This is a genomic window from Roseibium sp. JB4-4, assembly GCF_055693425.1.
This window is the reverse complement of the sequence record NZ_CM146333.1, coordinates 3,198,882-3,218,708: the sequence shown is the minus strand read 5'-3', so window position 1 is coordinate 3,218,708 and position 19,827 is coordinate 3,198,882. Positions and strand designations below refer to the sequence as shown.

The 19,827-nt window shown below is 56.8% G+C and carries 21 protein-coding genes and 1 pseudogene; 11 read left to right on the top strand and 11 right to left on the bottom strand.

What is annotated here, in order from left to right; translation table 11 throughout:
• Positions 1-5 precede the first annotated feature (5 nt).
• The 3 genes and pseudogenes from bcoG to ACZ1HV_RS15000 all read left to right on the top strand — a co-directional run.
• Positions 6-917, top strand: a complete 912-nt coding sequence (gene bcoG / locus ACZ1HV_RS15010; protein WP_472715620.1) for a 3-dehydrocarnitine:acetyl-CoA trimethylamine transferase BcoG — start codon at positions 6-8, stop codon at positions 915-917.
• A complete protein-coding gene (locus tag ACZ1HV_RS15005; protein ID WP_472715619.1) occupies positions 914-2,341 on the top strand; it encodes a carnitine 3-dehydrogenase in 1,428 nt (475 codons plus the stop codon). Before bcoG ends, ACZ1HV_RS15005 begins: the two co-directional genes overlap by 4 nt.
• An 88-nt stretch (positions 2,342-2,429) precedes the next feature.
• Positions 2,430-3,125, top strand: a pseudogene (locus tag ACZ1HV_RS15000) (SDR family NAD(P)-dependent oxidoreductase); the annotation flags it as partial.
• A 128-nt stretch (positions 3,126-3,253) separates the two neighbouring features.
• Here the strand turns inward: ACZ1HV_RS15000 and ACZ1HV_RS14995 are convergent.
• From ACZ1HV_RS14995 to ACZ1HV_RS14985, 3 genes are all read right to left on the bottom strand, one after another.
• Complete coding sequence (locus ACZ1HV_RS14995; protein WP_472715618.1) at positions 3,254-3,775, bottom strand: CBS domain-containing protein; 522 nt, start codon at positions 3,773-3,775, stop codon at positions 3,254-3,256.
• A 277-nt stretch (positions 3,776-4,052) separates the two neighbouring features.
• Complete coding sequence (nqrM, locus tag ACZ1HV_RS14990) at positions 4,053-4,280, bottom strand: (Na+)-NQR maturation NqrM (protein WP_298822684.1); 228 nt, start codon at positions 4,278-4,280, stop codon at positions 4,053-4,055.
• Positions 4,281-4,303: 23 nt separating this feature from the next.
• A complete protein-coding gene (locus ACZ1HV_RS14985) occupies positions 4,304-5,341 on the bottom strand; it encodes an FAD:protein FMN transferase (protein ID WP_472715617.1) in 1,038 nt (345 codons plus the stop codon).
• 172 nt (positions 5,342-5,513) lie between these two features.
• Between ACZ1HV_RS14985 and ACZ1HV_RS14980 the strand changes: the two genes are divergently transcribed.
• From ACZ1HV_RS14980 to nqrF (ACZ1HV_RS14945), 8 genes are read left to right on the top strand one after another with little or no spacing between them, the layout of a single operon-like run.
• A complete protein-coding gene (locus ACZ1HV_RS14980; RefSeq protein WP_472715616.1) occupies positions 5,514-6,371 on the top strand; it encodes a hypothetical protein in 858 nt (285 codons plus the stop codon).
• Positions 6,364-6,858 carry a hypothetical protein gene (locus ACZ1HV_RS14975; RefSeq protein ID WP_472715615.1) on the top strand — a complete coding sequence of 165 codons (495 nt, stop codon included), beginning with the start codon at positions 6,364-6,366 and terminating at the stop codon, positions 6,856-6,858. Before ACZ1HV_RS14980 ends, ACZ1HV_RS14975 begins: the two co-directional genes overlap by 8 nt.
• Positions 6,859-6,860: 2 nt before the next feature.
• Positions 6,861-8,060, top strand: a complete 1,200-nt coding sequence (locus tag ACZ1HV_RS14970) for an NADH:ubiquinone reductase (Na(+)-transporting) subunit B (RefSeq protein ID WP_472715614.1) — start codon at positions 6,861-6,863, stop codon at positions 8,058-8,060.
• Positions 8,053-8,877, top strand: a complete 825-nt coding sequence (locus ACZ1HV_RS14965) for a Na(+)-translocating NADH-quinone reductase subunit C (RefSeq protein ID WP_472715613.1) — start codon at positions 8,053-8,055, stop codon at positions 8,875-8,877. The genes ACZ1HV_RS14970 and ACZ1HV_RS14965 overlap by 8 nt, the downstream gene beginning before the upstream one ends.
• Positions 8,877-9,530: an NADH:ubiquinone reductase (Na(+)-transporting) subunit D gene (locus ACZ1HV_RS14960; protein ID WP_152499009.1), complete on the top strand. Its 654-nt coding sequence runs from the start codon at positions 8,877-8,879 to the stop codon at positions 9,528-9,530. Before ACZ1HV_RS14965 ends, ACZ1HV_RS14960 begins: the two co-directional genes overlap by 1 nt.
• Positions 9,530-10,138, top strand: a complete 609-nt coding sequence (gene nqrE, locus ACZ1HV_RS14955) for an NADH:ubiquinone reductase (Na(+)-transporting) subunit E (RefSeq protein ID WP_152499008.1) — start codon at positions 9,530-9,532, stop codon at positions 10,136-10,138. The genes ACZ1HV_RS14960 and nqrE overlap by 1 nt, the downstream gene beginning before the upstream one ends.
• 12 nt (positions 10,139-10,150) lie before the next feature.
• Positions 10,151-10,900, top strand: coding sequence for an NADH:ubiquinone reductase (Na(+)-transporting) subunit F (nqrF, locus tag ACZ1HV_RS14950; RefSeq protein WP_472715612.1), 750 nt, complete (start codon positions 10,151-10,153; stop codon positions 10,898-10,900).
• A complete protein-coding gene (nqrF, locus tag ACZ1HV_RS14945) occupies positions 10,876-11,370 on the top strand; it encodes an NADH:ubiquinone reductase (Na(+)-transporting) subunit F (protein WP_472715611.1) in 495 nt (164 codons plus the stop codon). Before nqrF (ACZ1HV_RS14950) ends, nqrF (ACZ1HV_RS14945) begins: the two co-directional genes overlap by 25 nt.
• Positions 11,371-11,466: 96 nt before the next feature.
• Here the strand turns inward: nqrF (ACZ1HV_RS14945) and ACZ1HV_RS14940 are convergent, their stop codons facing one another.
• The 8 genes from ACZ1HV_RS14940 to ACZ1HV_RS14905 form a co-directional block, all read right to left on the bottom strand.
• Positions 11,467-12,528 carry a sugar phosphate isomerase/epimerase family protein gene (locus ACZ1HV_RS14940; protein WP_298965946.1) on the bottom strand — a complete coding sequence of 354 codons (1,062 nt, stop codon included), beginning with the start codon at positions 12,526-12,528 and terminating at the stop codon, positions 11,467-11,469.
• A gap of 42 nt (positions 12,529-12,570) precedes the next feature.
• On the bottom strand, positions 12,571-13,614 hold the full coding sequence (mgrA, locus tag ACZ1HV_RS14935) for an L-glyceraldehyde 3-phosphate reductase (RefSeq protein ID WP_298822691.1): 1,044 nt from the start codon (positions 13,612-13,614) through the stop codon (positions 12,571-12,573).
• An 11-nt stretch (positions 13,615-13,625) separates the two neighbouring features.
• On the bottom strand, positions 13,626-14,747 hold the full coding sequence (locus ACZ1HV_RS14930) for a Gfo/Idh/MocA family protein (protein WP_472715610.1): 1,122 nt from the start codon (positions 14,745-14,747) through the stop codon (positions 13,626-13,628).
• 9 nt (positions 14,748-14,756) lie between these two features.
• Complete coding sequence (locus tag ACZ1HV_RS14925; protein WP_472715609.1) at positions 14,757-15,503, bottom strand: sugar phosphate isomerase/epimerase family protein; 747 nt, start codon at positions 15,501-15,503, stop codon at positions 14,757-14,759.
• A 33-nt stretch (positions 15,504-15,536) separates the two neighbouring features.
• Positions 15,537-16,628: an ABC transporter ATP-binding protein gene (locus ACZ1HV_RS14920; RefSeq protein ID WP_472715608.1), complete on the bottom strand. Its 1,092-nt coding sequence runs from the start codon at positions 16,626-16,628 to the stop codon at positions 15,537-15,539.
• A gap of 10 nt (positions 16,629-16,638) precedes the next feature.
• Positions 16,639-17,538: a carbohydrate ABC transporter permease gene (locus ACZ1HV_RS14915; RefSeq protein ID WP_472715607.1), complete on the bottom strand. Its 900-nt coding sequence runs from the start codon at positions 17,536-17,538 to the stop codon at positions 16,639-16,641.
• Positions 17,531-18,424, bottom strand: a complete 894-nt coding sequence (locus ACZ1HV_RS14910) for a carbohydrate ABC transporter permease (protein ID WP_298967020.1) — start codon at positions 18,422-18,424, stop codon at positions 17,531-17,533. The genes ACZ1HV_RS14915 and ACZ1HV_RS14910 overlap by 8 nt, the downstream gene beginning before the upstream one ends.
• A gap of 135 nt (positions 18,425-18,559) precedes the next feature.
• The gene (locus ACZ1HV_RS14905; RefSeq protein WP_472715606.1) at positions 18,560-19,792 is read right to left on the bottom strand and encodes an ABC transporter substrate-binding protein; all 1,233 of its coding nucleotides are present in this window, start codon (positions 19,790-19,792) and stop codon (positions 18,560-18,562) included.
• Between the last annotated feature and the right edge of the window lie 35 nt (positions 19,793-19,827).

The window sequence follows — 19,827 nt, the reverse complement described above, 5'->3', positions numbered from 1 at the left end:
TCAAGATGCCATTGCAAATGAATCGCGAGGTTTTCATCACCTGCGCGGTAACCGGGTCCGGCGGCACGCAAGACAAATCACCTCATGTCCCGCGCAGCCCTGCCCAGATTGCTGAAAGCGCGATCGACGCCGCCAAGTCGGGGGCCGCAATCGTGCATTGTCACGTCCGCGACCCGGAAACCGGAGCACCTTCCCGCCGGCTGGATCTTTACCGGGAAGTGACGGACCGCATTCGCTCAGCTGAGGTGGATGTCGTGCTCAACCTGACCGCAGGCATGGGCGGCGATATTGTATTCGGTTCAACCGAAGCACCTTTTCCGGTCAATGAGAAAGCATCCGACATGATCGGGGCCACGGAACGGATGGCTCATATCAGGGAATGCTTGCCGGAGATCTGCACGCTTGATTGCGGCACGATGAACTTTGCCGAAGCCGACTATGTCATGACAAACACGCCCGGCATGCTGCGCGCCATGGGGTCCATGATGACGGAATTGGGTGTGAAGCCCGAAATCGAAGCTTTTGACACGGGCCATTTGTGGTTTGCCAGGCAACTTGTTGAAGAAGGAACACTGGCGTCACCGGCTCTGGTCCAGCTTTGCATGGGTGTGCCCTGGGGAGCGCCCAATGACCTGAACACATTCATGGCCATGGTCAACGCGATCCCAAATGACTGGTCCTGGTCTGCATTCAGCCTCGGCCGTGACCAAATGCCGTTTGTTGCGGCGTCCGTGCTCGCAGGCGGTAATGTGCGTGTTGGACTGGAAGATAATCTCTTTCTGGAAAAGGGAGTTCTGGCAACCAATGCTCAACTGGTTGAAAAGGCCGCGGCCGTCATTGAAGGCATGGGCGCCAGATTGATCGGGCCTACCGAGGTACGGGACAGATTGGACCTGACGCTGGGGGTACCGGCATGAAGGCCGCAATCGTCGGAGGTGGCGTCATCGGTGGCGGTTGGGCGGCGCGTTTTCTGCTCAACGGCTGGGACGTTGCCGTGTTTGACCCGGATCCGGAAGCTCGACGCAAAATCGGCGAAGTGATCGAAAATGCCCGCCGCAGTCTTCCTTCTCTTTATGACAGATCTCTGCCTGAAGAAGGGCAACTGATATTTCACGCAGATCTCGTCGACGCTGTTCAGGGGGCAGCTTGGATACAGGAAAGCGTTCCGGAGCGGCTGGAGTTGAAACACAAGGTGCTTGGAAATCTGACGGACCTTGCTCAGTCGGATGCGGTCATCGGATCCTCAACATCAGGCTTCAAACCGTCAGAGCTGAATCACGATGGTGGCCGGGCAATTGTCGCTCATCCGTTCAATCCTGTTTACCTGTTGCCGCTGGTGGAACTCGTTGGCAAATCGAGCGAAACGGAACGGGCGGCAAATATCCTGCGTAGCATCGGCATGTTCCCCCTGAACGTTCGCAAGGAAATTGAAGCCCATATTGCCGACCGTCTCCTAGAGGCGGTCTGGCGGGAAAGCCTTTGGCTCGTCAAGGACGGGGTCGCGACAACTGAGGAAATCGACGAAGCCATCCGCATGGGTTTTGGCTTGCGCTGGGCACAGATGGGGCTCTTTGAAACCTATCGGGTTGCGGGAGGTGAAGCCGGCATGAAACATTTCATGGCTCAGTTTGGGCCGGCGCTGGAGTGGCCCTGGACAAAACTGATGGATGTTCCGGAATTCACGGAGGACCTTGTCGATCTGATTGCGGGCCAATCCGACGATCAGTCTGGACATAGGTCGATCCGGGAGCTGGAGCGGCTGCGGGACGACAATCTCGTCGGGTTATTGCGGAGCCTGAAGAAAAGTGGAAGCGGCGCCGGCGGGGTCATTTCTTCTCACGAAAACGAACTGACGCAATCGACATCTGCCTCGCTGCCGATCACGGGTGACCGGCAGATCCCGCAGAGTTGGACCGACTACAATGGCCACATGAATGAGGCTCACTATCTGGAAGCCGGTGCGGCAGCCGCTGACCGTTTTATGGAGCTGATAGGGGCAGACGCTGACTACATCACTGCTGGCAAGAGCTACTTTACCGTTGAGAATCACCTTCGCTATCTGGACGAGCTGAAAGAGGGTGAGCGCCTCATCATCACGACACAGGTTCTTGAGGGCGAAGGCAAGAAATTGAAGTTGTTTCATTTTCTGAAAAACGCGGACGGCAAGCTCGCAGCGACCATGGAAACGTTGCTGCTGCACGTTGATCTGAATTCACGGTCGAGTTGCCCTCCTGAAGCGACTGTCGCTTCCAGGCTCAGCATTTTTGCAGCAAAGCACAAGAACCTGCCGCTGCCGGAAGGTGCAGGTCGCTACGTGGGACAAAAAAGTCAGGTGGGATAGCGTCGTTCATTGGCATTGAATGAATAATCCTTGCAATCCGATGCATCTGCTGTCCGACTGAGCGGCGCGCAACAGTCAGGACCATCAGATGACATCCGAGTTTGCTGGAAAGAGCGTACTCATCACCGGCGCAGCTAGCGGATTTGGCAAGCTGCTTGCTGAAAAACTATCTGCACAGGGTGCTGACTTGATCCTTGGAGACATTGCGGACGCGCGTCTTCGTACTGTTGCGACAAGTCTTTCCGGGGCCGTTCGGTTCGCACGCTGTGATGTCTCGCGGGAAGCGGATGTCGAGGCACTCTGTGCCACGGCGCGTGACGCATTCGGCAGTCTGGATCTTGCGGTGAACAACGCCGGATTTGCTCCACCCATGAAAGGTCTCCTGGAAACGAGCGAAGACGATCTTGACCAGTGTTATTCGGTCAATGCCAAGGGCGTGTTCTTTGGAATGAAGCACCAGATACCCTTGATGCTTGATCAGGGGGAGCGATCTTGAACGTAGCCTCGGTCGCAGGTTTGAACGCAGCTCCAAAACTTGCAGCCTATGCGGCGGCCAAACATGCGGTCGTCGGACTGACGCGAACCGCCGCGGTTGAGTTCGCGCGTCACAACGTCCGCGTCAACGCTGTTTGTCCGTTTTTCAGCCCGACACCGCTCATGACCGAAAGCGGCTTTGCAGATCGCGAAGAATTTCTGGCGGCAGGCGTGCCAATGAAGCGGCTTGGCGAGCCGGCAGAAATCGTGGAAACGATGCTGTCGCTATTGCGGCCTGCCAATTCGTATCTGACCGGTCAGGCGATTGCTGTCGATGGCGGTGTGCTCGCACTTTGACGCAGTTTCAGGCTGCGGCTTGTCTCAGATTTTGCCGCAGCTTGACGGTGTTTTTGAAAGCGGAGTTTCCTCCGTTGTTTCTTAGCCGACGATAAGTTGTTTCAGTTGAAGTGCCTCGTATTCGAGCTCGTTCAGCCGGTAGTTGATGACGTCGCCGATGGTCACGATGCCGACGAGATTGCCGTCGTCGATTACAGGCATATGCCTGAAGCGTCCTTCCGTCATTTTACGCAGCACGGTTATCAGGGCATCGTCAGGGTGGCAGACCTCCACATTGGTGGTCATGACATCTTCAACTTTCTGGGCGAGGGTTTGCCCCGGCGTTTCGGCCAGCTTTCGAACGATGTCTCGTTCGGACAAAATACCTTGAAGGCCGCCTTCGGAATTCTTTACCACCAGCGCACCGATTCGCTTGTCGCGCAACATCTCGACCGCTTCATGCAGTGTGTTTTGCGGACGAAGCGCATAGAGGTCGTTGCCTTTTGACGCAAGAATTTTGCCGACGGTCGCCGTTTCCTTGGTCGTGTTTGTACTGGAAGACTGGCTATGTGTCGTAGCCTGCTGCTTGTCTTTTCGGCTCGGGGCCTGATAAGAGCTTGGCATGAGAGTGGCTCCTTCCTGTGGGTCCAGCAATAACGCATGACACAGCCTAACCGAAACAAATCGGCCTAAGGAACTCTTCAATTGCAAGAATTGTTTCTAACACCCATGACCGCGACGATTTTTTTCGTGGCGGCTTGCCTCGCGGGATACCAGTACCGCCGTGTTTGGGTGAAAGAGGGACCGCGATGGAAACTGTGGTTGTTCGGATTAATTGCAGCCACTTGTCTGGCGGTCGTGGCGTTCATACCGGTAACAGCCTGACACTCGTGGAATCGCGTCAGGCTTCCTTGTTCGCCAACATCTTGCGAGCTCTCGGGCAAGCCAGACGGTCTCTGAGCGGACTGTTCGGATCGATTTCCTTGTTGCAAACCAGGCAGTGATCCGCATCGGCAATTGCATTCAGCCCACCACAGCTGCCTTTGATTGTTTTGCCTGAGAAAATCACGCCGATCGCCATGCCGACCATGACCGTTATCAACAACACAAACGCTAAAACAAAGGTCAACAAGGTCTTGGCCCGATCAGATGCTATGCCTGCAATGCTGTGAAGCGCTTGCTGTTGGTGGCGATGAAGTTTTTCTCATCTGCTACGCCGCCGCGATCAATGAACATGACGGCGAGGTCACGCTGATTTGCAAGTTCAAGACCGCGCTCGGTCCCTAGTGCCAACATAGCGGTGGACCAGGCATCGGCAAGCATGGTGTTTTCCGCAAGAACCGTGACCGAGGCTGTCCTGTGCGTAATCGGACGACCGCTGTGCGCATCCAGAATGTGAGAATAGCGCACGCCATCCTGTTCGAAGTAATTTCTGTAATCGCCAGACGTCGCCATACCGAGATTGGAAACACTGGCGATCCTGTAGGCTTGGCGATTGTGCGCATCAGGTGATTCGATACCGATTTGCCAATCCAGGCCGTCCGCATTCAGACCGGAGACATAAAGGTCGCCGCCGATTTCAACCATGAAGTCGGTCAGACCAAAGCCCCTGACAACCTTCGCCATCTGGTCGACACCATAGCCTTTGCCAATGGAAGGCAGGTAGATACGGGCGGCAGGATCGCTTTTACTGAGTTTGTTTCCGTCAATATGCAACGCTTGGCTTTTGCCTGCAGCTTCAACCGCTTTGGCAAGATTGACCGGGTCAGGTTGTGCGTTCTTGTGACCGCCCTCAGCGCCAAAACCCCAAGCCTCGATGACGGGCCCCAGCGTTACGTCAAATTGACCGCCACTCGCCTGATTGACGTCCTTGGCCGCCTGAACGACCATTGCCAGATCCTTCGACACCGTCAAAGGCTGCGTTGAAGTCAGGGAATTGAAACGGGAAACCTCGGATTTGGGATCCCAGTTCGACATTTGTGCGTTCACGTTCAACAGGCTGTTTTCGACTGCGCGTTGCAAGTCGTCCTTGTCGACAGCGCGATCATGGTCTAGAGCCGTCACCGAGTAGTTCGTACCCATTGTCGATCCAGTCAGCTCAATGACATCCGCACCGCCCTTACAGGCGGCCAGAGTAGTGAGCGACATCAGGATGAAACCCCGTCGGGAGAATTTGATGTGAGTTGGCACGATAACAGCCTCCGATCGGTCACTTGCGGCGTTTGCCGACGTTCTATGGGCGCTTTTCATCGGTTCTGGAGTACGATTCAACAAAAAAATGTAGCTAGTTGGCAAATTAGTCCTTTTTACGGGCGCAAAAACGTAGGATACCGCGTTTTGTCGAATTCTGGAGGCCAGATGCGTGCAAAGCTATAAGCTCAAGAAAGGTCTGGATCTACCTGTGCTGGGGGCACCGGATCAACAGATCAGCGAAACTCGCGAAACAAGCACGGTCGCGGTCATTGCTGCGGACTATATTGGTCTGAAGCCGAGACTGCTTGTTAAGGAAGGGGATGTGGTCGCATTGGGCGCACCGCTGCTTTTCCACAAGGACACACCGGACGTGATGGTCGCTTCGCCCGCATCGGGTCGGGTAAAGGCTGTCAATCGCGGCGCTCGCCGTATCCTTGTCAGTGTCGAAATCGAAGTCGACAGCGAAGCGGCCGAACCCGTTGATTTTTCCGATATCGGCGACGCCACGACACGTGAAGGTCTCATCGAGCGTCTGTGCGCCTCGGGACTTTGGACATCCTTCCGCACGCGACCATACTCAAAAAATCCGGCACCGGAAGCACGCCCGGCGGCAATATTTGTCAACGCAATGGATACTGAACCGCTCTCGCCGGATCCAGCAGTGGTGCTTTCTGAGCATGCCGCTGCCTTTGCAAAAGGCCTCGAGGCGGTTGCTTCACTGAGCGATGGTCGCACATATCTGTGCTGCGAAACCGGGGCCGCTGTTCCTGGAACCGATGTGGCAGGGGTCGAAACCGTCGGATTCTCCGGCCCTCACCCGGCTGGACTGGCAGGAACGCACATCCACTTCCTGGATGTGCCGTCATCGGAAAAAACAGTCTGGACGATCGGCTATCAGGACGTGATTTCCATAGGGCGTCTCCTTGAAACGGGGCAATACGATCCGCAAAGGATCATTGCCCTATCCGGTCCGCGTTGCAGCAATCCCCGTTTGATCTCGCACTGTCACCGGCGCTTCGATGCTTGAGCTGTCGGAAAATGAACTCACGGGAGACGATCCGGTCCGGCTCATATCGGGTTCCATTCTCAGCGGTCGCCTTGGCGAAGGACCAAGCGCGTATCTGGGACGTTACGCGCGGCAGATCACACTGATTGAAGAAGACCACAAACAGATCCCGATGGGCTGGATCCGTCCAATGCCCTCGAAATACGCTCTACAGCCGGTTCTGGGGTCTGCCTTTTCCAAGAAACTTTATGCGTTGACTTCAAACTTGAACGGCGGGCGCAGGGCCATGGTGCCCCTGGGCACGTTCGAAGAGCTGATGCCGCAAGATTTCCTGCCGACACAGTTGCTGCGCGCGCTGCTTGTGATGGACACTGATCAGGCCCAGGCGCTTGGCGCACTGGAGCTGGATGAGGAAGACCTGGGACTTGTGGGATTTGCCTGTCCAGCGAAATATGAATATGGCATTGCCTTGCGCGACTGCCTCACGAAAATTGAGAAGGAGGGCTAGAGTTGGGCCTTCGCAACTTCTTCGACCGCATCGAGCCCTATTTCGTTAAGGGCGGTAAATATGAAAAACTTTTCCCCGTCTACGAGATGGTGGAAAGCTTCATCTATACGCCGAAGACGGTCACCACCGCCGCACCGCATGCCCGCTCCTATGTCGACATGAAGCGGATCATGACCTACGTGGTCATCGCGACAATCCCGTGCATATTGATTGGCCTCTATAACGTTGGCTTTCAGGTCAATTCGGCCATTGCCACTTACGGTGCGTCGGGATGGAGGGCCTGGATCATCGAGGCTCTCGGGATCGGCTTTAATCCGGCCAACCCATTTGTCAATTTCATGCACGGATTGCTTTATTTTCTGCCGATTTACATCACGACGCTCGTGGTTGGCGGAATTTGGGAAGTGCTCTTTGCAACAGTGCGCGGCCATGAAGTCAACGAGGGTTTCCTCGTAACGTCCATGCTCTTCGCGCTGATCCTTCCGCCGTCCGCACCGCTCTGGCAGGTCGCTCTGGGGATCTCTTTCGGCGTGGTCATTGGCAAGGAAGTCTTTGGCGGAACCGGCAAGAACTTCCTTAATCCGGCCCTAACCGGCCGTGCCTTCCTTTATTTTGCCTATCCGGCGCAGATGTCCGGAGACACGATCTGGACACCGGTCGACGGTTTTTCAGGAGCAACGGCTTTGTCCGTGGGCGCTTCGGACGGTTACCTGCAGCTCGCGGCACATGGCATGACCTGGTTCGATTCCTTCATCGGCATTATTCAAGGCAGCATCGGCGAAACCTCCACGCTTGCCTGCATGATCGGCCTTGCCTTTTTGCTGATCACCAAGATTGCCAATTGGCGTCTCGTTGTCGGCTGTCTCGGCGGGATGATAGCCTTTTCGACGCTGCTCAACCTGATCGGCTCGGACACCAATCCGATGTTCGCAATGCCTTGGTATTGGCATCTTGTCGTCGGTGGATATGCGTTCGGCCTGGTCTTCATGGTCACAGAGCCGGTGTCCGCGTCTCACACCAATCTTGGCCGTTACATTTACGGGGCCTTGATCGGGTTTATGGTTGTGATGATCAGGGTCATCAATCCGGCTTTTCCGGAAGGGATGATGCTGGCCATCTTGTTCGGTAATGTTTTTGCGCCGCTTATTGATTATTTTGTGGTGCAGGCGAACATCAAACGCAGGGCGAAACGAAATGCCTGACGACAACGGACATCAGGACGACCGTCCAAACAAAGGGTTCGTCCGGCGTTTTCTGGACTTGCCGGCGGATTCGGTTCCCAAGACCGTTTTTGTTGCCGTTACGCTGTGTCTGGTCGCGTCGATGGTCGTCTCCGCGACGGCTGTCTCGTTGCGTCCGATCCAGGACGTCAACAAGCTCAGGGACAAGCAGATCAATATCCTGCAGGTTGCCGGCGTCTATACGCCCGGTGAGAACATAACGGAAGCATTCAATGCCTTCGAACCGCATGTACTTGACCTGGCAACGGGCGAATTCACGACGGAGTTCGATCCCGCGACATTCGACGACTTGGCTGCTGCCGATGATCCCGAACTCAGCCGTGCGCTGACTGACGACCCAGCCGGCATTGGCCGCCAATCGAACTTCCGGACCATATATCTGCTGCGCAAGGAAGATAAGTCGATCGACAAGATCATCCTGCCGGTGCACGGATACGGGCTCTGGTCGACGCTTTACGGCTTCGTGGCGCTGGAAGCCAACGGCAACGATATATTTGGACTTCAGTTCTATCAGCACGCTGAGACACCCGGGCTCGGTGCCGAAGTGGACAATCCTCGCTGGAAAGCCTTGTGGAGCGGTAAAAAACTGACGGATGACAATGGCGATCTTCTGATCACGGTGGCCAAGACGGCACCGCCAGCGGGCAAAGAGTATCATGTCGACGCGCTTGCCGGCGCAACGCTGACTTCGGTCGGCGTGGACAATCTTGTGCGGTTCTGGATGGGTGAAAGCGGCTACGGCCCCTTCCTTGCCAACGTAAAAGCAGGAGCGATCTGATGGCGCAGACCAAGAGAAGCATGCTGATCGATCCGTTGGTCGACAACAATCCGATCACTTTGCAGGTTCTGGGCATCTGCTCGGCTCTTGCGGTGACCTCGTCGCTTCAGGTGGCCCTTGTCATGTCCATTGCGGTGACCTTGGTGACAGGGTTCTCTTCAATGTTCATCTCGATGCTGCGGAACCATATTCCGGGCGCAATCCGGATCATCGTCCAGATGGTGATCATTGCGTCGCTGGTGATCGTCGTGGATCAGGTTCTCAAGGCATATGCCTATGAAATCTCGAAGACGCTGTCCGTCTTTGTTGGTCTGATCATCACAAACTGCATTGTTATGGGCCGCGCAGAAGCATTTGCCATGAAGAACCCGCCGGTTGCATCTTTCATCGATGGTGTTGGAAACGGATTGGGCTACGGGCTGATCCTGATGCTGGTCGGTTTCATTCGCGAACTGTTCGGTGCCGGCAGCCTGTTCGGTATCACGGTGCTTCCGACCGTTAACAATGACGGCTGGTACGTTCCCAATGGCATGCTGCTCTTGCCGCCGTCCGCGTTTTTCATCATCGGCCTGCTCATCTGGGCATTCCGAACATGGAAACCCGAACAGGTCGAAGAGCGTGAATACAAGATCCAGGTGGTGGACGCACACTGATGGAACAGCTGGTCTCCCTTGCCGTAAAGGCGATCTTTGTCGAAAACCTTGCCTTGTCGTTCTTTCTCGGCATGTGCACGTTCATCGCCGTTTCCAAGAAAATTTCCACGGCCATTGGCCTTGGAATTTCGGTCATGATCGTTCAGGCGATCACGGTTCCGGCGAACAATCTGATCCTGACCTATCTGCTTGCCCCCGGAGCACTCTCCTGGGCCGGTTTCAGCGATGTCGACCTCACCTTTCTCGGTCTGATATCCTATATCGGTGTGATCGCCGCCCTGGTTCAGATCCTGGAAATGGTGCTCGATAAGTACTTTCCGCCGCTCTACAACGCTCTAGGTGTCTTCCTGCCGCTCATCACGGTGAACTGTGCCATTCTTGGCGGCTCGCTCTTTATGGTTGAGCGAGACTACGATTTTACCGAATCGGTTACCTACGGGCTCTCCTCCGGGTTTGGTTGGGCACTGGCGATCACCGCGATGGCCGGCGTTCGGGAAAAACTGAAATATGCCGATATCCCAGACGGCCTGCAGGGCCTGGGCATCACCTTCATCACTGCCGGACTGATGGCACTTGCCTTCATGTCTTTCAGCGGCGTCAAACTGTAACGGGAGCGCCTTGTGGCAACATTCGGATTAGGCATCCTGCTCTTCACGCTGATCGTGCTTGCGCTTGTCACGATCATCCTGGCCGCCCGCTCGAAGCTTGTCTCCGTGGGCAATGTCAACATCAGCATCAACGGCGAGAAGACCATTTCGGTTCCGGCGGGTGGCAAATTGCTGCAAACGCTGGCTGAGCAAAAACTCTTCGTGCCGTCTGCCTGCGGCGGCGGTGGCACATGCGCCCAGTGCCGGGTGAAGATCTTCTCCGGAGGTGGCTCGATTCTGCCAACGGAAGAAAGCCATATCACCAAGCGTGAAGCGGCGTGCGGCGACCGCCTGTCATGCCAGGTTGCGGTGAAGCAGGACATGGTGATCGAAGTTCCTGAAGAGGTCTTCGGGGTCAAGAAATGGGAATGTACCGTTCGCTCGAACGAGAATGTTGCCACCTTCATCAAGGCGCTGGTGCTGGAGCTTCCCGAAGGCGAGGACGTCAATTTCCGTGCCGGTGGATATATTCAGATCGAAGCGCCCTCGCACCATCTCAAATACACGGATTTTGACGTTGAAGAGGAATACCGGGAGGACTGGGACCGCTTCAATCTCTGGCAATACGAATCGGTTGTTGCCGAGCCGCTCGAGCGCGCCTATTCCATGGCAAACTACCCGGAAGAAAAGGGCATGATCATGCTCAACGTCCGCGTAGCTTCGCCACCCCCGGATCGGAGGGTATCCCTCCCGGAAAGATGTCGAGTTACATCTTCAACCTGAAACCGGGCGACAAGGTCACGATTTCCGGTCCTTTCGGCGAGTTCTTCGCGCGCGAAACCGAGAGGGAAATGGTCTTTGTGGGTGGCGGTGCCGGCATGGCGCCGATGCGCAGCCATATTTTCGATCAGCTCAAGCGGCTGAAGTCAAAGCGCAAGATCAGCTTCTGGTACGGCGCCCGTTCAAAGCGCGAGATGTTCTTTGTTGAGGACTTTGACACGCTTGCTGCCGAAAATTCGAATTTCGAATGGCATGTGGCCCTGTCAGATGCGCTGCCGGAAGACGACTGGAAGGGATATACCGGTTTCATCCACAACGTCCTCTTCGACGAGTACCTCAAAAATCATCCGACACCGGAAGACTGTGAATTCTACATGTGCGGACCACCGATCATGAACCAGTCCGTCATCAATATGCTGCTGGATCTGGGCGTGGATCGGGAAGACATCATGCTCGACGACTTCGGTGGTTGATCCAAGGTGGATCCGAACTGCCTTTGACAAAACAATGAGCCGGCCAATTGGATTTTGGCCGGCTCAATGCGTTCAGGTGCGCGAAAAATCACGGTGTCAGGAAGTTAATCCAAGCATCCTGCGGATCTGCTCTTGATCCGTTCCTGCGCCTGCAAAATCGTCGAAGGCTTTGTCCGTCACCTCGATGATGTGGCTTTCAATGAACGGTGCGCCTTCTGCCGCGCCTTGTTCGGGTGACTTCAGGCAGCACTCCCATTCCAGCACCGCCCAGCTGTCATAGCCATGTTGTGCAAGCTTGGAAAAGATACCGGAGAAATCAACCTGACCGTCGCCCAGTGAACGGAACCGGCCCGCCCGGTTCACCCAGCCCTGATAGCCTGAATAGACGCCCTGCCGGCCATCCGGATTAAACTCCGCATCCTTCACATGATAGGCACAGATGCGCTCATGGTAGATGTCGATAAACGCCAGATAGTCCATTTGCTGAAGCAGAAAATGCGACGGATCGTAGTTGATCTGGCAGCGCTTGTGACCTCCCAGTGCGTCGAGGAACATCTCGAACGTCGCCCCGTCAAAGACGTCTTCCCCAGGGTGGATCTCGTAACCGACATCGACACCGTTGTCTTCATAGACATCAAGTATCGGTTTCCAGCGGTTGGCGAGTTCCCTGAAAGCCTCTTCGATCAGACCGGCGGGACGCTGTGGCCAGGGATATAGATATGGGAATGCCAGCGAACCGGTGAAGCTGACCGAAGCATCAAGGCCAAAGCGACGACTGGCGACAGCCGCCTTTTTCATCTGGTCGACCGCCCATTCCTGCCTCGCCTTGGGGTTGCCATGCACGTTTGCGGGCGCAAATCCGTCAAAGGCAAGATCGTAGGCTGGATGTACCGCCACGAGTTGCCCCTGAAGGTGAGTGGAAAGTTCGGTGATCTCGACACCGGCATCCGCGCAGATGCCTTTCACGTCGTCGCAATAGGTCTGACTTTCGGCCGCCTTGTCGAGGTCGAACAGGCGTCCGTCAAATGTTGGAATCTGAACGCCCTTGTAACCAAGGTCGGCAGCCCATTTGGTGATGGCGGGAAGTGAATTGAAAGGTGCTTCGTCGCCTGCAAATTGTGCCAGGAAAATCGCTGGTCCCTTGATCAGTCCGGCCATGGCTGCCTCCCTTAGTTATTGACCTGTCGTGGTGACGTCCGTTTAGCGTGACGGTCCTTTCCGTTCCGCTGATGCGGCCCAGAGATTGATGTCAGCTTCGCGTGTCGTGGCTGCTATTTCCTCAAGCTCAGCATCTGTGAAATCGAGATTTTCCACCGTGCGTACACAGTCTCTGACCTGTTCAGCGCGGCTGGCACCGATAAGAGCCGTTGTGACTTTTCCGTTCCGCAGAACCCAGGCAATTGCCATCTGGGCAAGGGTCTGGCCCCTTCGCTCGGCAATCGCGTTGAGCGCTCTGATGGTCTCGATATTGTCGTCGCTCAAGAACTGGCTTTTGAGAGATTTTCCCTGTGTCGCCCGGCTGTCTTCAGGGATCCCGTTGAGATACTTGTTGGTCAGCATGCCCTGGGCAAGCGGAGAAAAGGCAATGGATCCGACACCGAGTTCCTCGAGCGTGTCCAGCAAGCCGTCCTCTTCCACCCAGCGATTGATCATGGAATAGCTCGGCTGGTGGATCAGGCAGGGGGTGCCCAGCTCTTTCAGGATCGCGGTTGCCTCTCGCGTGCGTTTGGAATTGTAGGACGAAATGCCGACATAGAGTGCCCGTCCGGACCGCACGATGTGATCGAGTGCCATCATCGTCTCTTCCAACGGCGTGTCCGGATCGAAACGGTGGGAATAGAAGATGTCGACATAATCCAGCCCCATCCGCTTCAGGGACTGGTCGCAGGAGGCAATCATGTATTTGCGGCTGCCCCATTCCCCGTAGGGGCCGGGCCACATTCCATATCCGGCCTTGGACGAGATGATCATTTCATCTCGGTAGGGCGCAAAGTCGGTTCGCAGCAATTCTCCGAATGCGCTTTCGGCAGAACCGGGCCTCGGGCCGTAATTGTTGGCAAGATCGAAATGCGTAATGCCAAGGTCAAAGGCCGTGCAGGCGATTTCCCGCTTGAGCGCATGCGGTGTGTCTTCACCGAAATTATGCCAGAGCCCGAGTGAGATCGCCGGCAGCTTCAGGCCCGATTGGCCGCATCGGCGATACACCATATTGTCATAGCGCGTTGGCGCCGCAGTCCAGGTCATTTGATTTCCTATCAGGTGAGAAGGTCCTGTGCTGCTTGTGGATCGAGCGCAGCAGGACGGTCGCAGGTGGTTGCGACATCAATAAACTGCCCACTCTCGCCCGATGCAAGGATTGACGTCATCACATCCACGGCATGCAGGGAAAACTCCAGCGAGCAACGGTGTGGCCGGTCGGCCAGGATCGCCTGAGCCATGTCCGCAAGTCCTGCGGTTCGATAGTTTGCATTGCTTCCGTCATTGGCTTTCGAGAACGGATGGTTCCAGGCATCCGACATGTTGACGTAAGCACCCTTCTCAGTCATCCGCACTTCACCGCCGAAGAAGTTCGGATCGGGTACATGCAATGTCCCGCCCAGGCCGTAAAGTTCCATATTGGAGTGACCATGTTGCCAGACGTCCCAGCTGGCGCAATACGTTATCTGGGCGCCCGAATGAAATTGCATCACCGCGTGGATCGTGGTGGGCGTTTCCACCTTGATCTTGTCACCAAAACGGGGTTGGGAGGTGATTGTCCGATATTCGGACCCGGACGAGCTCATGGCACAGACCCTTTTTACCGGGCCGAGCAACTGAACAAGGTTGGAGACATAGTAGGGCCCAAGATCGAGGATGGGTCCGCCGCCAGGCTGAAAGAAGAAATCCGGGTTCGGATGCCACATTTCCATGCCAGGGCTCTGAACGAAACAGGTGCCCGAAGTAATCTTGCCGACAGCGTCGCTGTCGACCAGGTGTCTGGCCAGCTGGTGCGCGCCGCCCAGGAACGTGTCAGGTGCAGAGCCGACGCGCAAACCTTTCTCCTTGGCGATTGCCGCGAGGTCCTGTCCTTCCGCGACATTCAGTACGAAGGGCTTTTCAGAATAAACGTGTTTGCCGGCGTCCAGGATCTTCTTTGAAACTTCAAAGTGTGCGGCAGGTACCGTCAGGTTGACGATGATATCGATGTCACTGGCTGCAAGCAGACCGTCGACCGTTTCTGCGCGCAGATTGAATTCCTCTGCACGCGCTTTTGCGGCCGACGCGTTGATGTCGGCGCAGGCACGCATTTCGATGCCCCTGAAAAGCGGGGCAAGACGCATATAGGCAGCCGAAATGTTTCCGCATCCCAGTACGCCGATGCCGAGTGTCTTACTCATGATGGTTCCTTAATATGTGCGGAAGGCTTCGATAGAGCGGGCGGCAAACCGGTCGACGTCCGAAGGTTTGTCGTGTTCCATGATGAACAGATCGACACCGGCACTGCGCAACGCGGCCATGATGGTTTTCCAGTCCATGGTTCCCTGCCCGACATCCGCCCAGCCGTCTTCGTCGGCGCACTCGCCTTGGGGTGCGATGTCCTTGACATGGGCAGTGGTGACGCGGTCGGCGTATTTCGAAATCCAGGCCAGAGGGTCCTGACCGCCTCGGACGATCCAGGCAATGTCTGCTTCCCATTCAATGGAAGGCGCAGTTTCAAGCAGTATGTCCATCGGCAATCGGCCGTCGCCACAGGTGACAAACTCAAAATCATGGTTGTGCCAGCCGAAGCGCAGACCTGCGTCCCGGATTTTCGTGCCAATGGCTTCCAGCCGCTCACCGACGGATTGCCAGTGAGCTGCATCGGCAGACCGCTGATCGGGCGGCAGGGCCGGACAGAACAGGCGTTCCATGCCCAATGTCTTGGCGGTCGCGATGACCTTGTTGATGTCGTCGTCGAACTGTTCCATTGGAAAGAAATGCCCGGACGGCATGCTCAAGCCTGTCTGGTCAAGCAGGTCCCGGCATGCCGCCGGATCTTCGTAAACACCTCCGAAACCCTCGACCTGTGTATAGCCTAGCTTGGCAAGACGTTTGAAAACGCCGTCCCAAGGGGTGAATTCGCGTGCAGAATAGAGCTGGAATGAAACATCCATGAGTGTTTTCCCGATGTTGGATTAGAATCTGGCTCAGATTCTGATTTCGTTATTTTTGCTGAATATGTTTGCGCGCATTGGCTCGAAGCCGATGTCGATTCTGTCGCCTGTTTTGATGTTTGCCTGTCCGTCGAGTCTGACCCAAAGGGTATGGTTCTGTGCATTGACGCGTGCGAGGGTGTCGGATCCGAGGGGTTCGACGAGTTCGACGGATGCTGTCATGCGGACTGTGGCGTTTTGTGCTGCCTCGCCTGAGGTCATGTGTTCGGGGCGGATGCCGAACCAGGCTGGTTCCGGTTCTGGGCTTGTTTCCTTGAACTGATAGTCGCTCAAGGGGACGGTGAGTGTGCCGTTTGTGAAGCTGTAGGTTCCGCCGTCGGCTTTGAGCTCGCCCTCGAAGAAGTTCATGGTGGGGGATCCGATGAACTCGGCGACATATTTGCTGGCCGGCCGGTTGTAGATTTCGTTGGGCGATGCCAGCTGCAGAATGCGCCCGCCGCGCATGATGGCGATCCGGTCGGCCAGGGTCATGGCTTCGATCTGGTCATGGGTGACGTAGATCATGGTGTTCGTCAGCTTCTGGTGCAGCTGCTTGATCTCGACCCTGAGGTCGGCTCTGAGTTTTGCGTCGAGATTTGAGAGCGGCTCGTCGAAGAGGAAGACATCGGCATCGCGCACCAGGGCCCGTCCGATGGCCGCGCGCTGGCGCTGGCCTCCTGACAGGGCGGCGGGTTTGCGATCGAGAAGGGGTTCGATCTGCAGCACCTTGGCGGCGCGGTTGACCCGTTCCTCGATTTCCGCCTTTGGCAGGCCCGCATTCTTCAGGCCGAAGCTGAGATTGCCGGCAACGGTCATCTGCGGGTAAAGGGCATAGGACTGGAACACCATGCCGATGCCGCGCTTTGAGGGTTCTTCCCAGGTGACGTTCTTGCCGCCGATGAAGATCTGGCCGCCGGTGACATCGAGCAGGCCTGCGATGCAGTTGAGCAAGGTGGACTTGCCGCAGCCCGAGGATCCGAGCAGGACCAGGAATTCGCCCTTGCCGATCTCCAGGTTGAGATCCTTCAGCACGTCCAGGTGTCCGAAGCTTAAGGCGAGGTTCTTGACGGAGATACTTGTTTCCATTGTTTTCTCGTTAGCCTTTGACCGCTCCGGCGGCGATGCCGCGGACGAAGAGTTTGCCGGAGATGAAGTAGATGGTGAGGGGAACAAGGCCGGTGAGAATGGTGGCGGCCATGTTGACGTTGTATTCCTTCACCCCCTGGGTCGAGTTGACGATGTTGTTGAGCTGCACCGTCATCGGATAAAGGTCCGGCTTTGTGTAGATGACGCCGAACAGGAAGTCGTTCCAGATGCCGGTGACCTGCAGGATCATGGCGACGACGAAGATGGGCAGGCTCATGGGCACCATGATGCGGAAATAGATGCCCCAGAAGCCAGCGCCGTCGACGCGGGCGGCCTTGAAGAGTTCCTGCGGCACGGAGGCAAAATAGTTGCGGAAGAGCAGGGTCAGGATCGGCATGCCGAAGATGGTGTGCACGATGACCAGGCCTGTGAGGCTGCCGTAAAGGCCGATCTCGCGCAGCATGATGACGATCGGATAGATCATGACCTGATAGGGAATGAAGGCGCCGACGATCAGGATGGTGAAGAAGGTCTCCGAGCCCCTGAAGCGCCAGTTGGCGAGCGCATAGCCGTTGATCGAGGCGATGATGATCGACAGGATCACGGAAGGAATGAGGATGCGCACGGAGTTGAAGAAGCCGCGCGACAGGCCGTCGCAATTGAGGCCGGTGCAGGCTTCCGCCCAGGCCTTGACCCAGGGCTGGAAGGTGACCTCGACCGGGGGCGAGAAGATGTTGCCGAGACGGATCTCGGGCATGCCCTTGAGGGAGGTGACGACCATCACGTAAAGGGGCAGCAGATAGTAGAGCGAGACGACGATCAGCGTGCCGTAGATCATGATGTTGCGGCGGGACAGGATGTGCCGGGGTTTTGGACCTGAGGGGCCGGAAAGATATGCAGTATCAGCCACGACGCTTGCCTCCGAATTCGAGATAGGCCCAGGGAATGACGATGACGGCGACGGTGAGCAGCATCATGGTGGAGGCGGCAAAGCCCTGTCCGAGGTTCTGGGACAGGAACATGGCGTCATAGACGTATTTGGCCGGCACTTCCGAGGAGATGCCGGGCCCGCCGCCGGTCTGGGCAACGACCAGGTCATAGACCTTGATGATGCCGGAGGCGACAAGCACGATGGCGGTGATGAAGATGCCGCGCATCATGGGGATGACGATGAAGATGTAGGTCTTCCACATGGGGATGCCGTCGATCTTGGCAGCCTTCCAGATGTCCTCGTCAATGCCGCGCAACCCGGCCAGCATGAGGCACATGATGAGGCCGGTTCCCTGCCACAGGCCGGCAATCAGAATGCCGTAGATGACGATGTCGGGATTGTAGAGGGGGTCGAAGGCAAAGCTCTCCCAGCCCAGGCTGCGCACGACATGCTGGATGCCGAAATCCGGATTGAGGATCCATTGCCAGGCAAGGCCCGTGACGATGAAGCTGAGCGCGAAGGGATAGAGCAAGATGGTGCGGAAGGTGTCCTCAAAGCGGATCTTCTGATCGAGCAGGGCGGCCAGAATGAAGCCGATGAGGAGGGAGAAGACGAGGGAGAACCCGCCATAGATGGCCAGGTTCTCGATCGAGATCAGCCACTTGTTGCTGCTCCACAGGCGTTCGTACTGGCCAAAGCCGATGAACTTCTCCCGCGGCAGAAGCTTGGAGTTGGTGAAGGAGTAGAGAACCGTCCAGGCGGTTCCGCCGATAAAGACCACCAGGGCGGTGACGATCATCGGAATTGCCGCCACCTTGGCACTCAGGTTGCGGTGCCATCTGGCTGGGGCTGAGGTTGCGGCCATGCCTGTCTTCCTTGTCCCGTAAAAGCCTGCTTGCAGTGTCCCGGAAGTCCCTGCGCGCAGAAACTGCGCGCAGGGCTGGAGGACGCCGGTGCCCTCAAGTCCCCTTGACGGAACCGGCGGAGCCCGTTGTGCGGATCAGTCGGCGTTGGCGACGATCGAGGCGAACAGCTTCTGAGCGTCTTCAGCCGACATGGACGGGTTGTTGAAGAACTCGACGAACAGGTCGTTGACCTGCTGGTTGCTGTCAGCAGACATCAGCTGGTCGGTGCCCGGAATGATGTTGCCCTTGGCCAGGATCTCCAGACCCTTGCGCATGCAGTCATTGGCCGCCGACAGGTCGACATCGCCGCGCACCGGCAGAGACCCCTTCTTCAGGTTGAAGGCAACCTGTGTCTCCGGGGAAATCATGACCTTGGCGAGCTCGGCCTGGGCCGCGGAGATCTCCGGATCGTCCACTTGCGGGAAGTAGAAGGCGTCGCCGCCGGTCTGGATCACTTCGTTGACGCCAAGACCCGGCAGGCAGGTGTAATCCTTGCCGGCGACCTGATTGGCCACCTGGAACTCACCCTGGGCCCAGTCGCCCATGATCTGGCCGCCGGCCTTGCCGGTGATGACCATGTTTGTGGCATCGTTCCAGTTCTGAACGTTGGAATCCTTGGCCATGTCGCGGGCCGTTGCCGCAGCCTCAAAGACCTTGGCCAGTTCCGGACCACCTGCCAGATCGGCATCCTTGTCGCCGAACACCTTGGTGTAGGTCTCAGGACCTGCGAGCGCGGTCAGAAGGGTCTGGAAGGCAAGCGTGGTCTGCCAGGGCTGCTGGCCCATGGCGAGCGGCACGACACCGGCTTCCTGCAGCTTGGGCGCTGCGGCGACAAACTCGTCCCAGTTGGTCGGCACGGCCAGGCCGTTGTCTTCAAAAACGGCATTGTTGATCCACAGCCATTGCGGGGAATGAATGTTGACCGGCACGCAGTAGATCTTGCCGTCAAGCGTGCAGCTGTCGAGCAGGCTGGAGGGACGCACGAGCTCCGCCCAGTTGCCTTCCGCCGCCACGTCGCTGAGGTCGCGCATCAGGCCGGCTTCAACAAGCTCTTCTGCCTGACGGCCGTGGTTGAACTGGGTGGCGCCCATCGGATCGCCGCCCGTGATGCGGCTGATCATGATCGGACGCGCCGTGCCGCCAGAACCGGCAATCGCACCGTCAACCCACTTGTTGCCAGTCGCGTCAAACGCCTTCGCAAACTCAGCAACAGCCGCAGCCTCTCCACCAGACGTCCACCAATGCGTAACTTCCAAATCCGTCGCATGGGCGGCAGTCGCCGCGCACAGAGCGGTGGTTGCTGCAAATACAGCGCGTAGTGCTTTCATAGTCTCCTCCCATCGAACTTTCGCCCGATTTTTCA